This is a genomic window from Cohaesibacter haloalkalitolerans (genome assembly GCF_003574655.1).
GTDB classification, from domain to species: Bacteria; Pseudomonadota; Alphaproteobacteria; order Rhizobiales; family Cohaesibacteraceae; genus Cohaesibacter; species Cohaesibacter haloalkalitolerans.
Window position 1 is genome coordinate 17,980 of the sequence record NZ_QNUM01000013.1, and the last position, 18,655, is coordinate 36,634.

The window sequence follows — 18,655 nt, forward strand, 5'->3', positions numbered from 1 at the left end:
GCCTGTTCATGGCTGAAGAAACTGTTTCCACCGATGCACCGCATCGTCGCTATAATCCGCTGAAGGGCGAGTGGGTGCTTGTCTCTCCGCATCGGAACAAGCGTCCCTGGCAGGGGCAGCAGGAAAAGCTGGTCGTCGAGGAAAAGCCGCAGCACGATCCGGGCTGTTATCTCTGCGCGGGCAACACGCGCAACTCCGGCGCGACCAATCCCGACTACAAGGGGCCGTTCGTTTTCCCGAACGACTTCCCGGCGCTTCTGGAAGACACCCCGCATGGGGGAACCACCGGGGATCCCCTGTTCCGGGCCAATAATGTGCGTGGCACCGCGCGGGTGATGTGCTTTTCCGAGCGCCATGACCTGACCCTGCCGGAGCTTGACGTTTCTGACCTTCGCAAGGTGGTGGATACCTGGGCCGAGCAGATCACTGATCTCGGGGCGCGCTATGACTGGGTTGCGGTGTTCGAGAACAAGGGGGCGGTCATGGGCTGTTCCCAGCCCCATCCGCATGGCCAGATCTGGGCGTCGGACTTCCTGCCCAACGAAGTGGCGACAGAAGACGCCCATCAGGCGCGGTTTCTTGCCGAAACGGGCGAAGTTCTGCTGGTGCGTTATGCTGCTTCCGAAGCAGAGAAGCGCGAGCGGGTGGTTGTCGAGAATGACGAATGGATTGCCGTTGTGCCCTGGTGGGCGACATGGCCGTTCGAGACTCTGCTGATGCCGAAGCGCCATGTGCTGCGTCTGCCGGACCTCACTGACCCTGAGCGGAACGGCCTCGCCGATGCGCTCAAGCGGCTCTGTACCAAATATGACAATCTGTTTGAGACCGAATTTCCCTACACGATGGGCTGGCATGGTGCGCCAACCCGGGCAGGCTCATTCGATCACTGGCAGCTGCATGCGCATTTCTACCCACCGCTTCTGCGCTCGGCGACAGTGCGCAAATTCATGGTCGGCTATGAAATGCTCTCGGAAGCGCAGCGGGATCTGACGGCGGAAACAGCGGCGGAACGACTGCGGTCGCTGTCGGACATACACTACAAGGCGAAATAACAGGGGAGGGGCGCATGACAACAGACCATGAGACGGCTTCCGTCAAGGCGGCGTTTGAGAAACATTTCGGCGCGGCGCCTGATGTCGTTGCCTATTCGCCGGGGCGGGTGAACTTGCTGGGCGAACACACCGATTACAACGGCGGCTTTGTGCTGCCCATGGCCCTGAGGGGGCTCGGGGTTTCCATAGCCCTCGGCAAGGGTGACAAGCCCGGTGTCATCGAGGCTTATTCGGATACCTTCGACCAAACCGAGGTCCGAAAGATCACCGACAGCCGCGAAGGGCGCTGGTCCGACTATCTGCTGGGCTGCCTCAAGGCTGTGGCCGAGGCGGAAGTGGCTGCTACCGGGCTTCGGGTTGCGCTTGAAACGACATTGCCGATGGGGGCGGGGCTTTCCAGCTCCGCAGCGCTGGAGGTGGTGTCCATCAAGGCGGCTCTGGCGCTTTATGGCCGGGAGATGAGTTCGGTTGATGTGGCCGTCAAGGCGCGGGCGGTCGAGAATGACTTTGTCGGCATGCCCTGTGGCATCATGGATCAGTTTGCCTCATCAGTAGGTGATCCGGGGGTGGCGATGTTTCTCAACACCCACACACTCGCCTATGAATTGGTGGAGACCTCGCCGGATTATGCCTTTGTCATCATCGCATCGGGTGTCAGCCATCAGCTGACCGAGGGCGGTGAAGACGGCTATGCCACCCGCGTGGCCGAGTGTCAGGCCGCCTGCAAGGCGCTTTCCATCGACATGATCAGCGATCTCGGGGTGGACGACCTGGGGCGCATCAAGGATCTGCCGTCGCCGCTTGACCGGAGGGTTCGCCATGTGGTGACGGACAACCAGCGGGTTCTTGATGGTGTGGTCGCCTTGCGTGATGGTGACATGGTACGCTTTGGCGAGCTGATGGTGGATAGCCACCGTTCGCAGAAGGAAGACTATCAGATCACGGTGGCTGAAACCGACGCTCTGGTTGAGGCCTGCCTCTCCTATGGTGCGCTCGGTGCACGCCAGACCGGCGGCGGCTGGGGTGGCTCCGTGGTGGCTCTGGTCGAGTCGGGGGCTGTAGAAGCCTTCAGCCAGCGGGTGCTTGCCGACTTTGCAAAGACCTCCATTCTGGCCGTGACATAAGCACCGCAAGTCTTTCTCTTCAATCTCTGGGCATCCGGTGATCATCACCGGGTGCCTTTTGCATTTTCAGTCTATTAGCCTTCCGGACAAGGCGCATGGCCGTTCCCGCAGATCCGCTGAAATAGTTTTGAGGATAGGCAATCTGTCGGTTTGCTGATGGCTTGCGCCCATGGTTGTTCCGTGGAACTATGCAGAACATGGCAGAGATTGATGATCCCCTTGTTGTTATTGCAAACCGTTCGCTTGAGTGCCTCGCCGGGCTTGATTGCGGCCGGTTGAAGCCCGTGCTGTCCGACCATACGGAGCTGGCTGATGCGGCTCTGCTGGACATGTTCCATCAGCCTCTGATCAGTTCGGGGCGCTTGTTGATCGGCACTGAGGGACGATTGCTGCTGCTGGACCGCAATGGCGCGCAGAAGGAGCAGAAAGGCCCTGTCGAGGGTGGGCCCGTCAGGGAGCTGCCCAAGGGGGATGTGCGCAAGGCGCTCAAGGATCTGTCTGATCTCAGGGCTCTGATGCCGCTCTGCCGCTTTCGCTTCCGCTCGGTCCAGATGGCTCTCACGGATGACGATGGCAAGATCCATCTCAAGGTCCGGTTTCTTGAAGTGCAGATGGTCGGTGGCGAGATTGGGCTGATTGCCTTTTTGCGTCCGGTGCGTGGCTATGACAGGGCGCTGGAGATGATGCGGGAGTCGCTTTATGCTCTTGGTGGCAATCATGATCTTGTCGGCTTCCTTTCCGGGCTGTGCCTGTCCTTCCCCGTCGGGGTGATCAAGCCCGCCATCGTGATCGGCGAGGAGGAAAGCGCCTTCGCCGTGGCGACCGACATCATGGCCGCCTATCTGCCTGCCGCGCGGGTAAACGAGAAGGGCATCGTCAACGATCTCGACACCGAATTCCTGCATGACTACCGGATCGCCCTGCGCAAGATCCGATCCGTGCTCAGCCTGTTCAAGGGGGTCTATTCCGATGAGGTGACTGCGGATCTCAAGCGGCGGTTTTCCCGGCTGATGGCCAAGACCGGAAAGTTGCGGGATCTTGATGTCTATCTTCTTGAAAAGCAGAAATTCTTCGATTTGATCCCGGCGCCGCTGCATGATGGACTTGAACAGATGTTCGCCTTGTTTCTGCGTGATCGGGAGGAGGCTGCCGTGCGGCTCGCAGACCACCTGATCAGCGATAGCTATCAGAAGGAAATGCAGGAGCTGTCCGACCTGTTGGCCACGCCCGAGCACTTGCAGAAGGGGCCAAGTGCCGAGCAGGGGGCGCATGACTATGCCTGCCATCTCATCTGGAAGCGTTACCGCAAGATCTGCAAGACGGCGGTCTCGATCAATGAGACCAGCAAGAACAACGATGTGCATGCGTTGCGCATTCATTGCAAGAAGCTGCGCTATCTGATGGAATTCTTCGCGCCACTGTTCCCCGATGAGGCCATCCGGTCGCTGATCAAGCCAATGAAGCGGCTTCAGGACAATCTGGGTCGGTTCAATGACTGCTCGGTGCAGATCGATGCGCTGTCCGGTTTTCTCTCCGGGCGCAAGTTTCGTGACAAGCCCTCCCAGATGAAGATTGCCCAGAGCGTGGGGGCGTTGATTGCCATTTTGCACCAGCGGCAGGCAGCCGAACGCATGCTCGTGGCCGAGAATTTTGCCCGCTTTGACAGCGAGGAAACGCAACAGACATTCAAGACTCTGTTCCAGTTGCGGGAGGAAAGTGAATGAAGATCATCGCCTGCTATTCCAACAAGGGAGGCGTTGGCAAGACCGCAACTTCCGTCAATCTGGCCTATGCTCTGGCCGAGGCGGGCAAGCGGGTGCTGCTCTGTGATCTTGACCCGCAGGGGGCCTCGAGCTTCTATTTTCGGGTCAAGCCGTCCAGGAAGCTGACGGACGAGCAGTTTTTCAAGGATGAGGACCGCTTCGTCAAATCCATCCGTGGCAGCAATTATGATGATCTGGACATTCTGCCGGCCAATATGAGCTTTCGCAATTTCGATGTCTTCCTGTCTCGAATGAAGAACAGCCGGTCGCGCCTGAAAAAGTCGCTGAAGGCCGTCAAGAAGGACTATGACGTCATTCTGCTCGACTGCCCGCCGAATATTTCGACCCTGTCGGAGAGCGTGTTCAAGGCGTCCGATGTGGTGCTGGTGCCGGTCATTCCCACGACCCTGTCGCAGCGGACCTTCGAGCAACTGGTCGATTTCTTCAAGGCCAACGATATTCCGCTCAAGAAGCTGGCCGCCTTTTTCTCGATGGTCCAGAATGTCAAGTCGCTGCATGGCGAGTTGATGGATGAGATGACGAGCCAGTACAAGAAGCAGTTCCTTTCCGCCTATGTGCCCTTCACGTCCGATGTCGAGCGCATGGGCGTGCATCGGGCGCCGGTGCTGGCCAGCGCGCCGGGCTGTGCCGCTTCCAAGGCCTATCAGGATCTCTATCGCGAGATGCGCAAGAAGGTGGCCCTGAAATGAGCGTTGCCGAGCCGAAGACGGAAAGCGTTGAAATCGAACGCAAGTTCCTGTTGCGCGCCCTGCCGGATCTGGCTCCCCTCAAAGCCGGGGATGTCGCGCAGGGCTATCTGACTTCCGCCACGGATTCCGTTGAAATGCGGGTGCGCCGGAAGGGCTGTGGTGCGGACGCTGCCCATTTCATGACGTTGAAGTCCGATGGCAGCCTGTCGCGCAAGGAAATCGAGGTGCCGATTTCTGCGGCCCAGTTCAACAGCTTCTGGCCCGCAACCAAGGGCCGCCGGGTCGAGAAGACGCGCTATGTGGGGACTCTTTCGGACGGTCTCCGTTTCGAGCTTGATATATTCCATGGTGGTCTGGACGGATTGAAATTGGTCGAGGTGGAATTTGCCTCGGTCGAGGCGGCGTCGCGGTTTGTTGCGCCGGACTGGTTCGGCGAGGACGTGACCGGCAACAAGGGCTACAAGAACAAGTCTCTAGCGGTGAATGGATTGCCCTGATCCGGTTTGCTGCGCGGGGTCTTCTGTTGTTTGCGGGTGCCTCGGGTGAGGGAAGCTGCGAGATGGGAAGCGGTTGCTTCCGGCAAGGAAGGCGGATTTGATATGCCTGTCAAACCCGCCTCATTCACGCTGTATCGTGCCTTATGGCACGGCTGTCATGTGTCCTGATCCCGGGAGACCCCTTACGGGCGTTCGACACAGAGGGCAACGCCCATGCCGCCGCCGATGCAGAGGGTGGCAAGGCCCTTTTTGGCGTTGCGGCGTTTCATTTCGAACAGCAGGGTGTTGAGGATGCGGCAGCCGGAAGCGCCGATCGGATGGCCGATGGCGATGGCTCCGCCGTTGACGTTGACAATCTCCGGGTCCCAGCCCATTTCCGAGTTCACGGCGCAGGCCTGGGCGGCGAAGGCTTCGTTGGCTTCAACCAGATCGAGATCGTCCGCTTTCCAGCCAGCCTTTTCAAGAGCCAGACGGGACGCATAGACCGGCCCCATGCCCATGACTTTCGGGTCAAGACCGACTGTTGCGTAGGAAACGATGCGGGCAAGCGGTTCAATGCCGCGTTTTTCGGCGTCTTCCGCGGTCATGCACAGGGTTACGGCTGCGCCGTCGTTGATGCCCGATGCGTTGCCTGCGGTGACGGTGCCGTCCTTGATGAAGGCCGGGCGCAGTTTCTGCAGGGTTTCGATCGTGGTGCCCGGGCGGATGAACTCGTCCTTGTCAACGATGCTGTCGCCCTTGCGGCTTTTGACTGTGAAAGGCACGATCTCGTCCACAAAGCGACCGGCATTCTGGGCCTCTTCCGCCTTGTTCTGGGATCGCAGGGCCAGAGCGTCCTGCATCTCACGGGTGATTTGCCATTGTTCGGCAACATTTTCAGCGGTTTGTCCCATGTGATAGCCATTGAATGCCTCCCACAGACCATCGCGGATCATGGTGTCGATCATTTTCAGATCACCCATTTTCTGGCCCTGACGAATATAGGCGATATGGGGTGCCTGTGACATGCTTTCCTGCCCGCCAGCAGCGACAATTTTTGCATCGCCTAACATGATATGCTGCGCTGCAAGGGCGACCGCACGCAAGCCCGACCCGCACACCTGGTTGATGCCCCATGCGGCGCTCTCGAGCGGGAAGCCTGCGTTGATGTGAGCCTGACGGGCAGGGTTCTGGCCCTGACCCGCATTGAGCACCTGGCCCAGAATGGTTTCCGATACTTCGGCCGGATCAATGCCCGCGCGGTCCACAACAGCCTTCAATACAGCTGCACCCAGATCATGGGCGGGAACATTGGTAAAAGAACCTAAAAAACTACCCACAGCGGTACGTGCTGCGGACGCAATTACGACATTGGTCATGTTGGAAGCTCCTCCGACTTATTTCCACTGTGGCGATTTGGACTGTTGCAGCCTTGGCTTTTTGTATCGCATTGCGGCTCTTTCGAATTGCAATGTGATCAAATCGCTCAGGCAGTCCCCCTGCCAAATCGCCTTTTTGCCATGCCAGTTTGGGTCTTGAGCGGCGATATTAGTGTGGCTGAAAATTTATCGGTATTGGGCCTTCTGGTATTAGGCCTTCGTCTTCATAGACCTTTGCATTAAAAAAGCCCTCTGCGATGAGAGGGCTTTTTGAGGTCTTGTAGCGGGCTGTTGTGCCGCATAATTGCTGCGCCGCATCATGCGCTTCTCGTCATGCGTTTCTTGATATGGGCTGCGGTCTTGCGCAGGGCTACCTCAATTTCGGCCTTCTTGCCCGGATAGCGGCTTGACGGCACCGGCACGGAAATGGCGTGCAGGTCGCCAAACCAGTCACGGAAGGCAAAACCGATGACCGAGATGCCGGGTGTGTGGTGGTCTTCGTCAAAGGCCAGTCCCTCGGACCGGATCTTGCCGAGGTCGGCCATCATTGCCTCCATGTCGCCTTTCACGCCCCACTGGTTCCACTCGCTCAGCACCAGCTGTTGGGCCTTGTATTCTTCCATCAGGCTCAGACAGGCGCGCCCGTTTGCCGTGCTGGAAAGCGGGAAGGCCTCCCCTACGGCCGATACCGTGCGCAGGCGATGGGTGCCCGGAACCTGATCCAGACAGATCATGGCATCCCTGCGGAACACCGACAAGTCGGAGGTCTCTCCGGTGGACTGGGTCAATTCGGTCAGCAAGAGGCGGCAATATTCAACGATATTATAGCGTGTTGCTTCTGCCAGAGCGTTCAGTTCCGGGCCGAGGCGCAGGCCACCGCCCTGAGAATCCGTGATGATGAAATTTTCTTGCTGAAGCGCGTTGACGATACGCTGAACGGTGGACCGGGGCAGATTAACCCGCTGGGCAATCTGCCCGAGGCTCATGCCGGACTGGCTTGTCTTGAGTGTGCGCAGGATGTCTGCGGCTCTTGCTATGACCTGAATGCCGCCACGTGAATGCTTTTCTTTCTCATTGGTGGGCATGATATTTCCGTTGGATTTGTTTCGCTTTTCAAGTGAATAACAAGACGTGGAGAATATCAACCCGCAATGCGATACAAGCCGTATCATCTTGTGATTTCAAGGGGATTTGTGGCAGAATGCCAAGAAAAATACGAGTATTTACGGACGGTTTCCCGCTTGATGCAGGGCAGTTTCATCGCCTCCTGAGGGGATCAGGAGGCGATTTTTGTTCGTATACAGATCGCATTCTTGAAGATGAATGCCACGTCAGTCCAGCGTTTCTTCGGACTCAAGCTTGTCTATGATGTCCAGAAGCTCAATGGGGCGAGTGATCCGGTAGTCCGGTTTTTCCAGCTCGTCCTTTGGCTCCTTGTCATGACGCGGCGCCCAGTCGATCCAGACGGTGGTCATGCCCAGGGCATTGGCACCGCGAATGTCTCGGGAGAGATTGTCGCCCAGCATGATCATTCTTTCGGTATCATCCTTGCGCAGCCCCAGTTGCATCATGGCTTCGATGAAGATACGCGGGCTTGGCTTGGTGATGCCGCAGTTCTCCGAAATGGAGACGACGTCGAAATAGTCCCAGAAGCCGTTCTTCTTCAGCACATTGTGAAAGCTCTGCTCGAGGCCATCGCCAATGAGGGCGAGCAGGTAATTGCGCTCCTTGAGGCCATCGAGCAGTTGGCGGCTGGTCTCAATTGGCTTGGCCGACAGGATGAGATTTTCCCTGTCTTCGCTGTAGATGCGGGTGCCTTCATCGATGAGCGTATCGCCGGAATCCAGAAAGACCGCCTTGATGCCGCGCTTGTTCTTGCGCAGTTCCTCGGTCTGGTCGCGCAGAAGGCGTGGAATGAGGGTCTCCAGCTCGTTCCAGCTGACAAACGGCACCTTGGAAAGGTCGAAGCTCTTCTCGAAGCTGTAGCTGGGCTGGAAGCGTTTCTTGCGCAGATAATCGCAGGCCAGAAAATGGTCATAGGGGGAGAGAAACGACAGATGAGCCTTGAAGGCATCAGGGATCTGGAAGCCGTAGATCTGCTCGCAGCCGGAACAGGCTTCATCCAGCCAGGCGCGCTTTTCGATGATCTCTGCCGATGTTGGTGCCAGGGCGTGTTTGCCCGGTTCGCAGAACAGTCTGATCTGGCGATCCTGCCAGTTGGACTGGCTGATATTGATCATCTCGCCGTGGGCGCTGGCTGTGATGTGGATCGGGCTGTTGTTCTCGTTGAGATAAATCCAGACGTGATCCAGTTCATAGAGATGCTGGATGTCGCCGTTCCACCAGATGGCATATTCCAGCACACTGTTGGTTCGGTTGGGCGCGCGGGTGAACGGGTTCTTGTGATGAAAGCTGGGCGAGGGCTCACCCCGTTTCAGGTGGGAGATGCCGATCACGACCGGTTCGAATGGTTCGTTCTTGTCACAGAGGAGGATGGGGGCGAGCTGCCTTGCGAGCAACGCTGTTGCGGCGTCAATTCTTTCAGGAAGCGGAGCAGGGTTGGTGCCCGGGTCGGTCATTGTCTTGCTATCCTGATTGTTCATCTTCTATCTCTTCCGGTTTTGTTCGTGTCATTCATGGAAGTGCTTGCCAACCATCAACGGGCTTTGCTGGCGTTTTGCCAAATGGCCGAAGCTTAAGGGAGCTGATGGGTCTTGTCCGCGTTCCCTCGATGCCCGTCATGGCAATGACAGAGCAGCATTGGTCGATTGTCTGGCAAGCTGGGCGCTGTCTTTCCGGGCGCAAGTGCATCGGCGGTGTTGGGGACGTTGCTCCGCACTGAGGCTGGTTGCTGCATGCTTCCGGACTGGCATTTTAGAACAGTATTAAACTCTCAAGTTGGCTACAAGAAAAGGCAAGGGTCTTCATTTTATGGTGATCATCCTCTTATTGACAAGATTTGTCCAAAATTTCTTTTCCCTTTGGCGATTTTGGCGGACAAAAGTGGTGGTTTCTTGCTCCGGTGGCTGCGTGATGCAATTTGCCATTGTATCCTGTGGTGGCTATGATCGGCAGCCCGCTGTGGCAGGCGGTGCGGTGGGAGACGATAAAGGGGGATGGAATGCAGGATCAGACAACCATGGTGAGCGGTAAAGGGCGATTTGATGTTGGGGATCTTGTGGCCTTTGCGCGTAGGGCGCTTGAGGGCGTCGGCCTCTCCCCACGCCTCAGCCCGGCGGTGGCGGAGATCCTCGTAGAGGGGGATCTTCTGGGGCACGATACCCATGGCCTTGCCCTGCTGCCGGCTTATCTGGCGTCAGCAAAGGCGGGCAACATGGCGCTTGAGGGCGAGCCGCGAGTGCTCAATGAACGGCCTGTTACCGCCCTCTGGGATGGCTGCAAGCTGCCCGGGCCGTGGCTGGTGAGCCGCGGACTTGAGCTGGCGATGGACAAGGCCGAGGAATTTGGCAGTTATACGCTTTCCATCCGCAATAGCCACCACACGGCGGGGCTGGTTTCCTATCTGAAACCGGCGGTGGATCGCGGGCTTGTGGTGCTGCTGATGGTCTCCGACCCGACGGAACGATGTGTTGCGCCCTTCGGCGGGCGTCAGCCGGTGCTGTCCACCAATCCCTTTGCCATCGGCTATCCGACGCCTGATGGCGCCGTGCTGCTCGACATGAGCACGTCGGTGACGACCAACGGCATGGTGAACCGGCTTTACAAGCAGAAGCAGCCATTTGCCCACGACTGGCTGATCGATGCCGAGGGGCGCCCGAGCCGGGATCCTGCTGTGCGGTTTGCCGAACCACCCGGTGCGATCATGCCGCTCGGAGGCCTTGCCTCCGGCCACAAGGGCACCGGGCTTGGCATGACCGTGGAAGCGCTGACCCATGGCCTGTCTGGCAACGGGCGCCATGTGGTCAAGCCGCAGGGCTGGGTCAACAATGTCTTTTTGCAGGTGCTCGATCCGTCAGGGTTTGGCGGGTTGGAGAGCTTTGTTGCGGAGACCGGATATCTGGGTGACGCCATTCGCAGTTGTCTCCCCATCGATGCGTCAGGGCCTGCGCCGCGTGTGCCGGGCGAACGGGCGCTGCGCTTGCGGGCCGAGCGGCTGGCGCAAGGGGTTCCCTTGTCGGATGCTGTGCTGGGCGGGCTTTGCGAATGGGCCGAGACCCTCGGTCTTGCCATGCCGGTTGCGCGATGATGGCCACATGCTGCCAACGGGGCGAAGCGGGACGGCCTTTATGGTTCGGAGCGGGAGGGAGTGACGCATGAGGCGGATTCTGTTGACGGGGGCGGCCGGAATGGTCGGCACGGTCCTTGCGGATCTGGTGCCACGGGAAGGCGAGGTTTGGCGGCTCAGCGACATGCGCCCGATCGAACGGCCTGATAGCGAGGCGTTTGAGGTCGTGATGGGCGATCTGTCCGACCCGGACTTTGCCATGGCGCTCTGCACGGATGTGGATGCCATCATTCATATGGCCGCCGTGGCGCGGGAGAAGGACTGGGACGAATTGATCGGCCCCAATCTCGTTGGTTCGATCAATCTCTGGCAGGCCGCCGTGGCGAACAGGGTGGATCGGATCATCTATGGCAGTTCCAACCATGCGCAGGGCATGTATCCGGTCGGGATGACGGTCAGGACCGGTGATGGCTATCGCCCCGATTCCCGCTATGGCCTGACCAAGATGTTCGGCGAGGGGCTGGCGCGGCTTCATGCCGACAAGAATGGTGTGAAGGCCTTTGTTATCCGCATCGGCTCTTTTCTGCCCCGCCCGACCAGCGAGCGCCATCTGCGGATGTGGATTTCCCATCGCGACATGGGGGCTCTGGTGCGGTTGGGGCTTGAGGCTGACTATCATTGCGAGACGGTGTTTGGTATTTCAGCCAACGGTCGGGCCTGCTATGACAACAGCCGTGCCCATGCGCTGGGCTACCGCCCTCAGGACAATGCCGAGGCCTATGCCGATGAGATTGCTCGCGAGGCGGTTGATCCGGCCAATCCGGTTGAAGTGCTGCAGGGCGGCCATGCTTGTGGGCGCGACTTCACCGGCAGTCTTGCCCGTTTGCTGGAAGACATCCTGCCAGAGAGATCGTGAACCGGAGAGATCATGAAGAAGACACTTATCTGCTGCAACACCAACGGGCTGGACCTGCGTCTGTTTCGGTTGGATACCGAATGCTGGACAGTTGCCGAGACCTCTCGCTATCCCTTGCAGGGGGTGGCCGGTTCATCCATGGCGATGCCTGCGGCTGCTGTCGGCGACATGATCTATGTGGCGTTTCGCGGCGAGTCTCCGGCACTCATCAGCCTGCGGCTCACCGGGGACCGGACGGGTGTCCAGCAGGTCGGTCATCTGGCTATCGAGGAGAGTTGCCCCTATCTCTCCCTTTCCGGCAATGGTCGCTTTCTGCTGGCTGCAGGAGGCACCAACGCGCTTGCCGTGCGGATCGGCAAGGACGGTGTGCTTGACCGTGTTGTCTCACGCATGCCGCTCGGTGAACTGGCCCACTGTGTAGTCGAACGGGGTGGCTCCGTTTACGGAACGGCCTGTCGCGATGACCTGTTGCGGCGCTATCGTCTGGATCTGGAAACTGGCGCTCTGGAGGAAACGGCACAGGTCGCTTTTCCCAAGGGCAGTGGTCCCCGGCATATGGCTTTTTCGCCTGATGGTCGTTTGCTTTATGTGATTACCGAGAATGCCGGGACAATTGTCACCCTGTCGCTTGCGGGTGATGGAGAGGATGCGGCCCAACCGCGCATGCTTGGGACGGTGCCGCTGCTGGCCGGTGAGGGGCGGCGCTGGTCAGGCGATCTGGCTCTCAGCGACGATGGCGCGTGGCTGTTTGCTTCCGAACGGGCGAGTGATCAACTGGTCAGTCTGCGTCTTGATGCTTCCGGCCAGACGATGGCGGCCAGCAGCAAGGTGGCCTCACCGGAGCATGTGCGCTCGCTTCATCTCGACCCGGATAGGGGATACCTCGTTGCAGTTGGCAATTTCGGCCAGAGCGGCGAGGTTTATGCGGTGGAGACGGATGGTCGGTTGACGCGGAAGGTAACGTTTGTGGCTGGCGATGGGCCAAGCTGGGTGCTCTGCATTTGACAAGAACTCTTCAGAGCAAAAGAAATCCGGCGCAGGCAGGCTTCTGTCTCGTGTCTTTCTTGCATTTAAAGGGCAAGCGCGGCCTTCAGGGCCTTCACCTTTTGCGCGTCGGTCCGCCGATCTGAAGGCAGGACAAAACCGAGATCGGCGACCTTGCCTGCGCAGGCTTGCGGGCTTGAGCAGGAGGCATGGATCTCCCTGATCCCCAGTTTGAGGAAGGGCGCAACGGTGTCGGCGGTGATGCCGCCACCGGGCATGATGGAGAGCCTGTCGCTCGCCTGTTCGATGAGGCGTTGCAAGACCTCGATGCCTGCAAGGGCGGTGGGCGCGCCGCCGGAGGTCAGGACCCGCCGGATGCCGAGCGAGAATGCCTGTTCAAGCGCCTCGGTGAAATCGGGCACCATGTCGAAGGCCCGATGCAGGGTGATGTCCAGAGGGCCTGCTGCTTGCATCAGGGCCTTGAGGGCGGAGAGATCAAGGCGACCGTCTTCTCTTGATACGCCAATGACGACACCGGCAAGTCCGGCGTCGCGTGCAGCCTCGCTGTCATGCTGCATGAGGACGATTTCCTCGTCAGAAAAGACAAAGTCGCCACTGCGTGGCCTGATGAGCGCATGAACCGGGATGGGGCTCGTGCGAGCGGCCAGCGCCATAAACCCTTGCGAAGGCGTCACCCCACCCGTCGCCAGCGCTGAACATAGCTCGATCCTGTCTGCACCTGCCTCTATTGCTGTCTTAAGACCCTCAGGCGTGTCCACGCACACCTCAAGGAGAGGGCAGTTATGGGCATGATGGGCGGGGCCGGGCTGAGCCATGGCACGGTCTTTCCTTTCCGTTCGGCTGCTGGTCTTGTCAGGTGATCTGACGCAATCCGAGGATGGTAGCACCAACGAGTCCGGGTTCAAGACGGTTCTGGGCAGGCACGACGAGCGGAGTTTCCGGGTCGACCAGCATCTGGCCGCGTACCGCCTTATCGATCGCAGCGATCAGCGCCGGAACGTTCGAAAGCCCGCCGCCAACCGGGATGATGGTTGCTGCGGTGGTGTTGACGATCATGGCAAGCGGTGCAGAGAGAATGTCGAGGAAGACATCAATGGTGCGGCTGGCTAAAGGGTCCTGTTCGAGCCAAAGACTGAGAATGTCTTCTGCCGAAAGATCCTTGTTATGGATGTGCTTGTGGATTTTCTCGAGGCCGCGTGCGCCGCAGGTGGCGTCGAGACAGCCATCAAGGCCGCAGCCGCAATGGAACCGGGGCAGGGAGACGGGCGGGTTGCCTGCCTGAGTGGCCGCGACTGGGCCATGGCCCCACTCGCCAGCATAGCCGCCTCTTGAGTTGATCAATTGCCCGTCGATGACGAGCCCGCCGCCGACACCGGTGCCCAGAATGATGCCGAAGACAACGTGGTGACCCTTACCGGCGCCGCATTCGGCTTCCGCTATGGCAAAACAATCGGCATCATTGGCGATGATGACCGGCAGTCCCAGTGCTGCCACCAGATCCTTTTGCATGGGTCTGCCATGCAGGCAGGGGATATTTGCCACCACGCCAAGGCCAGTTCTGGGGTGCTGAAATCCGGCGATCGAAATGGAAACGCAACGGACCGCTTCGGGGGATTGGTCAATGACGCTCTTGAGGGCCGCGACAAAGGCATCAAAGTCATTGGCTGGCGTGGGAATGCGCGGCACTGGCGTTATGTGTTGCGGGTCTTCGGCCAGAGCGCCCTTGATCGTGGTGCCGCCGATGTCGAAGCAGACGATCATCGCGGAGCCCCCTTGTTGTCATTGCTGTGTGCACACTGGCCAGCGATGAAGGTGGCGCGCAGGGAAAGGCCCTTGTCCAAAGCCACGAAATCTGCGTCAAAACCGGGCTTGAGTTGGCCTTTGCTGCTGGCTCCGATGGCTTCGGAGGGATAGCGGGAGGCCATCTTGAGCACTTCTTCCTGCGATAGCGGCAGGGTGTCGAGCGCCTTGCGCACCATGGAAACCATGTCGATATCGGCCCCGGCCAAGGTGCCGTCTGCGAGAGCCAGGCGGCCTTCGCGCCGGAAGGTCTGGCGACCGCCGAGGATGAATTCGGTGACATCGGTTCCGGTTGGTGACATGGCATCGGTGACAAAGAAGATGCGCCCCGGCCCCTGCTTGGCACGAAGGGCAACGCGCATGTTGGCATTGGCGATGTGATAACCGTCGGCAATCATGCCGCAATAGGCGGTATCGGTTGTCAGAACCGCGCCGACCAGCCCCGGCTCGCGATTGCGCATCTGGCTCATGGCGTTGAACAGGTGGGTTGCCATGGAGGCTCCCGCCTCGAAATAGCGAAAGGCTGTTTCGGCGTCGCAGTCCGTGTGGCCAAGGCTGACGTGCCAGCCTCCGGCGACCAGTGCCCGGACCTGCTCAACGGTGACATTTTCCGGTGCGATGGTGATGAGGCTCTTGCCGAAGCTGCCCGCTGCTGCAAGCAGCACCGAGAGGTCGCTGTCCTCCATCGGGCGGATGAAATCGGCGACATGCACACCCTTGCGCGGTACCGACAGATGCGGGCCTTCCAGATGCAGGCCGAGGAACCCCGGCACCCTCGCTGCCGCGGCTTCCTTGCCCGCAGCAAGGGCCCGGTCGCGTACTTCGGGACCATCGGTGATGAGGGTTGTCATCAGGGCGGTGGTGCCAAAGCGGGCATGCGCTCGGCAAATGGTCTCGATGCCGTCTTTTGTCGGCGTTTCATTGAGCAATGCCCCGCCGCCACCGTTCACCTGCAGGTCGACGAACCCCGGCACGATCATCGCCGTTCCATCGCTATGCTGAGCATAATCGGCGGGAATCTCGGTTTGCGGCACAATCGCGACGACTGTGTCGCCCTCGACCAGCAGGGCTGTGTATTCGTGAAACCGGGTGCCGTCGAAAATCCGATCGGCTGGGAAGGCTGTTTTGTTCATCGCGTTACCGTCACTTTCTTGAGAGCCGCTGGCTTGTCCGGGTCCAGTCCACGGTGCAGCGAAAGCTGCTCCACAAACCGATAGAATGGCACGATCAGGGCGAGGGCATCGGTCAGGGGATGTCCTGTGGCGATGAAGGGCAGCTGGATTGCATCAGCGGATTTGTCTGATGAAATATAGCAATGGGGATTCTTGGGAATGACCCCGTTGATGATCTCCACAATCGAATCTTCGGCCGCGTCGCGGGCGGCAAAGGCAATGACCGGGAAGTCGCGGTTGACCAGCGAGACCGGGCCATGCAGCATTTCTGCCGAAGAATAGGCTTCGGCGTGCAACACGCTGGTTTCCTTGCATTTGAGCGCTGCCTCGGCGGCAATTGCCATGGTTGGACCACGCCCGAGGGTGTAGAGCGACTGGGCGTTGGACACGGTCTCCAGCATGAAGGACCAGTCGAGCGCCTCGGCCTTTTCCAGCTGTTCGGGCAGGTTGGCAAGGGCGGTTTTCAAGGGCTTGTCATTGGCCCAGTAGGCGATGAGTGAAAGCCCGGCAACGATGGAATTGACGTAGGATTTGGTGGCGGCAACGGCCTGCTCCTCACCGGCTGCGATATCAAGCGTATAGGCACAGCTGTCGGCAAGCGGAGACGGTACGGTGTTGACAAGGGCTGCTGTCAGGGCCCCGCCTGCGCGGGCGGTTTTGGCCATGGCCACGATGTCGGCGCTGGCACCCGATTGGGAGACGGCGAGCGCGGCGGCGTGCCCCATCTTCATGGGTGCACCAAAGATGGAGGCAATGGAGGGGCCTTGCGAGGCGACCGGCAAGCCCAGAACCAGCTCGATGGCATATTTTAGGAAATAGGCGGCGTGGTCGGACGAGCCGCGCGCGATGGTCACGACAACATGGGGATCAAAGGCCCGGAAGGCTGCGGCCACGGGCGCGATCGTTTCGGGGGCTGAGGAAAGCAGGCGTGCAACCGCTGCCGGGATTTCTTCGGTTTCTTGCCGCATCAGGGTCATGGCAAACAGCTTTCTTTCTGGCTTTGCTTTTGCTTTCTGGGGCGCATCTGGATCTGCTGGTCCGGCGCATTGCTGAAGGCGTCGATGCTGGCGCCCGGCGATGCAGTCGCCCTATCTTGGAAAACTCATTTCCGCGACGAAGTCGTAGGTGTCGCCGCGATAAAGGGATCTGGTGAATTCGATGGCCCGCCCGCTCTGGACGTAGGAAATGCGCTGAATGCTGAGACCGGCGATGCCGGGTGCTACACCCAGCAACTCCGCCTGTGGAGCCTGCAGGTTGACGGCTGAAATCTTCTGCACGGCGCGAACCGGCCGGTTGCCGCTGCGTTCCAGGATTTCATAGAGCGAGCTTTTCACTGCCTCCGGGTCCGGCAGGATGTCCACTGGCAGAACTGCCCTTTCCAGCGCCATCGGCTGGCCGTTTGCCTCGCGCAGGCGATGCAGGCAGGAAACATGGCCGCTGGCGGACAGGCCTAGGGTCAGGATCTCTTCCGGCGAGGGGCGACGGATTTCCCGCTCCAGCCAGTTGGACGAGGTCTTGAGGCCGCGGGCCAGCATGTCCTCGGTGAAGGAGGTGAGGTGGGAGAGCGACTGTTCCACCTTGTTGGCTTGTTCGCGGACGAATGAGCCCGAGCCCTGCCGCTGCTCGATGACGCCTTTCTTGACGAGTTCCTGAATGGCCTTGCGTACGGTGACGCGGGACAGTTCGGCCAGTTCGGCGATTTCCCGTTCGGCGGGCAGCGAGTGACCCGGCAGCAGAAGCCCCTGTTCGATCCCTTTCTCAATGCGACGGCTGAGGACGGCATAAAGCGGTCCTGTCTTCTTGCTCAGCCAGTCGCCGGATCGAAGGAAGTCTTCCACATTCATCTGGGGCATCCCCGCATCACTCTTTGAGCCTCGTCCGATTTGCCTTATGAAAAGGGGCAATATCCGTTGCAACAGGATGGTTGCCAGTCTTTCCGCTGTCTCCTTTTTTCATACCCCAATGATGGCAAGAAAGAAAGACCAAAACAATACCAAATTTCTGGCTGCTTAAAATTTTTGCCCACAATGCATGAAATTGCACCACAATAAGCGATAGACATTTGGTACTTGATAGGTATTATATTGAAATGTCGAAATAGGGGGACGGTCGTGGTCAGTATCACTGAAAAGCTGCACGCCAATGCTATTGGCCTTGATGCGCGCGAGCCGCTGGAAATTGCGGCTCTGCTCGTAGAAAGTCAGGCCGATGCGGCGCGTGTGGTGGCTGACGTCCTGCCGGAATTGTGCGTGGGAGCGGAGTATATGGCCGCTTCGATGCATGCCAGGGGCTCCCTGATTTATGCGGCAGCTGGTTCTTCTGCCCTGATGATGCTGGCTGACGCGCTGGAGCTTGGCGGCACCTTCGGTATCGAGCCCGGGGCCGTGCGGGTTCTGATGGCCGGTGGCATTCCAAGCAATTTCCAGATGCCCGGGGATACCGAGGACGAAACGGCCTCCCTCAAGGATGCCCTTGCCGATGTTTCCGCAAGGGATACGCTGGTGGCCGTATCAGCCAGTGGTAGCACGCCCTACACTCTGGAGGCGGCCCGTATCGCCAAGGAGAAGGGCGCGCGGATCATTGCCATTGCCAACAATCCCGATACGCCACTGCTTGCGCTGGGTGACTGTTCGATCCTCTTGCACACCGCGCCGGAAGTTGTTTCCGGTTCGACGCGCATGGGGGCAGCAACGGCGCAGAAGATTGTCATGAACACGATGTCCACCCTGATGGCCATCCGTCTTGGTCATGTCCATGACGGGATGATGGTGAATCTCAAGGCGGATAATCACAAGCTGAAGAAGCGGGCGAGCCAGATCGTGCAGATAATTGCCGATGTGCCCGAGAATGCAGCAGATGAAGCATTGTTGCTGACCGGTGACAATGTCAAGCTTGCCAGTCTCATTGCAGGTGGCAGGGTTGGGCTTGAGGAGGCGCGTCGTCTGCTGGACACGGAAAAAGGAAATTTGCGCGGCGCCCTGACGCGGCTCGCAAGCACGTACCAGTTTCAAGAATAACAATTCGGAACAACCGAGGATCGAGCAACCCTTAACAGCGAGGTTCAACGTAATC

The 18,655-nt window shown here is 59.3% G+C and carries 17 protein-coding genes; 9 read left to right on the forward strand and 8 right to left on the reverse strand.

Going from position 1 to position 18,655, the window contains the following annotated elements; genetic code table 11:
* The first annotated feature begins 8 nt into the window (after positions 1 to 8).
* The 5 genes from DSL70_RS21020 to DSL70_RS21040 all read left to right on the forward strand — a co-directional run bounded on the left by DSL70_RS21020 (position 9) and on the right by DSL70_RS21040 (position 5,146).
* Positions 9 to 1,052, forward strand: coding sequence for a UDP-glucose--hexose-1-phosphate uridylyltransferase (locus tag DSL70_RS21020; RefSeq protein ID WP_119309992.1), 1,044 nt, complete (start codon positions 9 to 11; stop codon positions 1,050 to 1,052).
* A gap of 14 nt (positions 1,053 to 1,066) precedes the next feature.
* Complete coding sequence (gene galK / locus DSL70_RS21025) at positions 1,067 to 2,176, forward strand: galactokinase (protein ID WP_119309946.1); 1,110 nt, start codon at positions 1,067 to 1,069, stop codon at positions 2,174 to 2,176.
* Positions 2,177 to 2,373: 197 nt separating this feature from the next.
* The gene (locus DSL70_RS21030; protein WP_162916971.1) at positions 2,374 to 3,900 is read left to right on the forward strand and encodes a CHAD domain-containing protein; all 1,527 of its coding nucleotides are present in this window, start codon (positions 2,374 to 2,376) and stop codon (positions 3,898 to 3,900) included.
* Positions 3,897 to 4,649: a ParA family protein gene (locus tag DSL70_RS21035; protein WP_119309948.1), complete on the forward strand. Its 753-nt coding sequence runs from the start codon at positions 3,897 to 3,899 to the stop codon at positions 4,647 to 4,649. The genes DSL70_RS21030 and DSL70_RS21035 overlap by 4 nt, the downstream gene beginning before the upstream one ends.
* The gene (locus DSL70_RS21040; RefSeq protein ID WP_119309949.1) at positions 4,646 to 5,146 is read left to right on the forward strand and encodes a CYTH domain-containing protein; all 501 of its coding nucleotides are present in this window, start codon (positions 4,646 to 4,648) and stop codon (positions 5,144 to 5,146) included. The genes DSL70_RS21035 and DSL70_RS21040 overlap by 4 nt, the downstream gene beginning before the upstream one ends.
* Before the next feature lie 182 nt (positions 5,147 to 5,328).
* On the opposite strand, the gene DSL70_RS21045 is transcribed toward DSL70_RS21040, so the two are convergent.
* The 3 genes from DSL70_RS21045 to DSL70_RS21055 all read right to left on the reverse strand — a co-directional run bounded on the left by DSL70_RS21045 (position 5,329) and on the right by DSL70_RS21055 (position 9,107).
* Positions 5,329 to 6,504: an acetyl-CoA C-acetyltransferase gene (locus DSL70_RS21045; protein WP_119309950.1), complete on the reverse strand. Its 1,176-nt coding sequence runs from the start codon at positions 6,502 to 6,504 to the stop codon at positions 5,329 to 5,331.
* A 317-nt stretch (positions 6,505 to 6,821) separates the two neighbouring features.
* Positions 6,822 to 7,589 carry an IclR family transcriptional regulator gene (locus DSL70_RS21050; protein ID WP_162916972.1) on the reverse strand — a complete coding sequence of 256 codons (768 nt, stop codon included), beginning with the start codon at positions 7,587 to 7,589 and terminating at the stop codon, positions 6,822 to 6,824.
* A gap of 246 nt (positions 7,590 to 7,835) precedes the next feature.
* Positions 7,836 to 9,107: an HAD family hydrolase gene (locus tag DSL70_RS21055; protein WP_119309952.1), complete on the reverse strand. Its 1,272-nt coding sequence runs from the start codon at positions 9,105 to 9,107 to the stop codon at positions 7,836 to 7,838.
* 518 nt (positions 9,108 to 9,625) lie between these two features.
* On the opposite strand from DSL70_RS21055, the gene DSL70_RS21060 reads away from it, so the two are divergent.
* From DSL70_RS21060 to DSL70_RS21070, 3 genes are all read left to right on the forward strand, one after another.
* Complete coding sequence (locus tag DSL70_RS21060; protein ID WP_205563449.1) at positions 9,626 to 10,711, forward strand: Ldh family oxidoreductase; 1,086 nt, start codon at positions 9,626 to 9,628, stop codon at positions 10,709 to 10,711.
* A 67-nt stretch (positions 10,712 to 10,778) separates the two neighbouring features.
* The gene (locus DSL70_RS21065; protein ID WP_119309953.1) at positions 10,779 to 11,606 is read left to right on the forward strand and encodes an NAD-dependent epimerase/dehydratase family protein; all 828 of its coding nucleotides are present in this window, start codon (positions 10,779 to 10,781) and stop codon (positions 11,604 to 11,606) included.
* A 12-nt stretch (positions 11,607 to 11,618) separates the two neighbouring features.
* Positions 11,619 to 12,611 (forward strand): lactonase family protein, encoded by a 993-nt coding sequence (locus tag DSL70_RS21070; RefSeq protein ID WP_119309954.1) that lies wholly within the window; start codon positions 11,619 to 11,621, stop codon positions 12,609 to 12,611.
* 65 nt (positions 12,612 to 12,676) lie between these two features.
* Here the strand turns inward: DSL70_RS21070 and DSL70_RS21075 are convergent, their stop codons facing one another.
* From DSL70_RS21075 to DSL70_RS21095, 5 genes are all read right to left on the reverse strand, one after another.
* Complete coding sequence (locus DSL70_RS21075; protein WP_119309955.1) at positions 12,677 to 13,426, reverse strand: copper homeostasis protein CutC; 750 nt, start codon at positions 13,424 to 13,426, stop codon at positions 12,677 to 12,679.
* A gap of 37 nt (positions 13,427 to 13,463) precedes the next feature.
* Positions 13,464 to 14,372: an ROK family protein gene (locus DSL70_RS21080; RefSeq protein ID WP_119309956.1), complete on the reverse strand. Its 909-nt coding sequence runs from the start codon at positions 14,370 to 14,372 to the stop codon at positions 13,464 to 13,466.
* Positions 14,369 to 15,544, reverse strand: a complete 1,176-nt coding sequence (nagA, locus tag DSL70_RS21085; RefSeq protein ID WP_119309957.1) for an N-acetylglucosamine-6-phosphate deacetylase — start codon at positions 15,542 to 15,544, stop codon at positions 14,369 to 14,371. The genes DSL70_RS21080 and nagA overlap by 4 nt, the downstream gene beginning before the upstream one ends.
* Positions 15,541 to 16,560: an SIS domain-containing protein gene (locus DSL70_RS21090; protein WP_119309958.1), complete on the reverse strand. Its 1,020-nt coding sequence runs from the start codon at positions 16,558 to 16,560 to the stop codon at positions 15,541 to 15,543. Before DSL70_RS21090 ends, nagA begins: the two co-directional genes overlap by 4 nt.
* A gap of 111 nt (positions 16,561 to 16,671) precedes the next feature.
* A complete protein-coding gene (locus DSL70_RS21095; RefSeq protein ID WP_119309994.1) occupies positions 16,672 to 17,427 on the reverse strand; it encodes a GntR family transcriptional regulator in 756 nt (251 codons plus the stop codon).
* A 267-nt stretch (positions 17,428 to 17,694) separates the two neighbouring features.
* Here DSL70_RS21095 and DSL70_RS21100 point away from each other — a divergent pair, with 267 nt between their 5' ends.
* On the forward strand, positions 17,695 to 18,600 hold the full coding sequence (locus DSL70_RS21100; protein WP_205563451.1) for an N-acetylmuramic acid 6-phosphate etherase: 906 nt from the start codon (positions 17,695 to 17,697) through the stop codon (positions 18,598 to 18,600).
* Positions 18,601 to 18,655 lie beyond the last annotated feature (55 nt).